Annotated in this window: 1 protein-coding gene and 2 pseudogenes; all 3 read right to left on the reverse strand. The window is 71.6% G+C overall.

Going from position 1 to position 2,109, the window contains the following annotated elements; all coding sequences use genetic code 11:
* Nucleotides 1-99: 99 nt before the first annotated feature.
* A pseudogene (locus ADBZ5U_RS15985) lies at nt 100-435 on the reverse strand (hypothetical protein); the annotation flags it as partial.
* Between the two features lie 74 nt (nt 436-509).
* Nucleotides 510-1,730: a mannose-6-phosphate isomerase, class I gene (manA, locus tag ADBZ5U_RS15990; RefSeq protein WP_526811840.1), complete on the reverse strand. Its 1,221-nt coding sequence runs from the start codon at nt 1,728-1,730 to the stop codon at nt 510-512.
* Nucleotides 1,731-1,737: 7 nt separating this feature from the next.
* A pseudogene (locus tag ADBZ5U_RS15995) lies at nt 1,738-2,109 on the reverse strand (TobH protein); the annotation flags it as partial.

Below are 2,109 nucleotides of genomic sequence, written 5' to 3' on the forward strand. Positions count from 1 at the left end.
CAGTTCCTGACGCATCGCGTCCAGGATGCCGTCGCGCAGCGGGTCCACTTAGCGCGCGGGTCCCGGCTCGGCCAGTCGCCGGCCGAGAACCGAGTTCCGGTAGCCGTAGAGCGCGTACACCGCGGTGGAGGCGAACTCGGCGTAGCACAGGGCTGCCAGCGCACAGGTGACCGCGGCGATGACGAACGAGACCGACAGCGCCGGACCGGTGATGTTCGCGAAGGTCGTCGCCGTCACGGTGAAGATGCCGGCGCCGACGACCACCGAGACGCCGAACACCGTGAGATCCCACCAGGTGAGCTGCTTGCGAAGCCGGGTCGCGGGCTCGTCGGTGTCCCGGATGGACTGTTCCACCGATTTCGTGCGCGCGGCGAAGCGACGGCCGGGCGGGGTGCCGGCGGCGCGTCGAGGGGCGCGCGAATCAGGTCCAGCCATCTGCGCAGACGCTACCGGGACGGGGAGCGATCGAGGTCGGGTTCGAGGCAATCGCCGTCGAGTCGCCGGGCCGGTCAGAGGCCGACGGTGGCGCGGAACAACCGGCTCGGGACGCAGGCCTCCAAACGGATCGGGCCGTCGTCGGCGGCCACCCACGCCGCCGCGCCGCGCTCGATCCGCAGTTCGCCGGACTTCGCCCGGGCGGTCACCGAACCCTCGGTGCAGACCAGGATCTGCGGACCGTCGTGACGCGACGGGGCGTCGACCTCGTGACCGAGGTGGTCGCCGTCCAGAGTCAGGACCGAGGCGGCGAATTCGGCCGTGGGGGTCTGGTAGGCCAGTTCGATGCCCTCCCGGCGAGTGCCGACCCGGGCGTCCGGCACCGGGTGGAAGTCGAGCACCCGCAGCAGTTCGGGTACGTCGACGTGTTTCGGTGTCAGCCCGCCGCGCAGCACGTTGTCGGAGTTGGCCATCACCTCCATCCCCATGCCGTGCAGGTAGCTGTGCAGGTTGCCGGCCGGCAGGAAGATCCCCTCGCCGGGGCGCAGGCTGATGCGGTTGAGCAGCAGCGCGGCCAGCACGCCGGCGTCGCCGGGGTAGCGCTCGCCGAGTTCCAGAATGGTCCGCGCTTCGCCGTCGAACTCCTTTGCGCCGGAACGGATGTAGGCGACCGCACCATCGAGGACGGCGGGAATCAGGATGTCCACGTCGGGTTGTGGGGCGGTGATCCAGGTGGTGAACAGGGCGCGCAGTCCGGCGGCGTCGGGCTGGTCGGCGAGCAGGGCGATGTAGGGATCCAGCCCAGGCGCCGCGAGGGCTTTCATCAGCGCGACCGAACGTTCGGCCGGGCGGAATCCGGCGAGCGCGGCGAAATCGCTGAGCGCCACCAGTAGTTCGGGTTTGTGGTTGCAGTCGCGGTAGTTTCGGACCGGCGAACCGACCGGCAGGCCGGCGCGGTCCTCCCGCTCGAAACCCTCCGCCGCCTGCCGGGCGCTGGGATGGGCTTGCAGCGACAGCGGCTCGTCGGCGGCGAGCACCTTCACCAGGAACGGGAGGACGTCGCCGAAACGTTCCCGCACGGCCGGCCCCAGCTCGCCGTCGGGATCGGCGGTGATCGCGTCCAGCAGCGACCTCTCACCGCCGGGGCCTTCCAGCCGGGCCGGGTCTCCGGGGTGGGCGCCGAGCCAGAGTTCGGCCTCTGGGTGCGCGGTGGGCGCCGGCCGGCCGGTGAATTCGGCGATGGCTGTGCGTGATCCCCAGGCGTAAGTGCGGACAGCGCCGCGTATGAGCTGCACGAGTGAACTATCCCCCTGCCAGTCTCAGATAAACCGCGGCCATTTCCAGCCGCAACGCCAGGGTGGCCAGCTGCTGCTCGGTGCGGGTGTTGCTCTCGGGGACCGATCCTGCCTCGCCGACGTCCTCGACACCCACCAGATCGACACCCTCGGTCCCGGCGATCCGGGCGGCCACGACCGGGCGCTCGGCGTCCAGGGTCAGCGCCAGCACCCGGGGCCGGGCCGGCAGCGGGCCGTCGATCTGGTCGTCGTGAAACAGCGGGTCGGCGAACCCGGCGGCCGTCGTCCCGCGCAAAGCCACGAGGGCATCGGACAGCCCGGCCGCGCCGACCGGCCGGCCGGCGATCCGCAGCAGCACCGCCGCGGCGTGCCGGGCCAG

Origin of the sequence: Mycobacterium sp., from assembly GCF_040398885.1 — a bacterium.
Taxonomy (GTDB): Bacteria; Actinomycetota; Actinomycetes; order Mycobacteriales; family Mycobacteriaceae; genus Mycobacterium.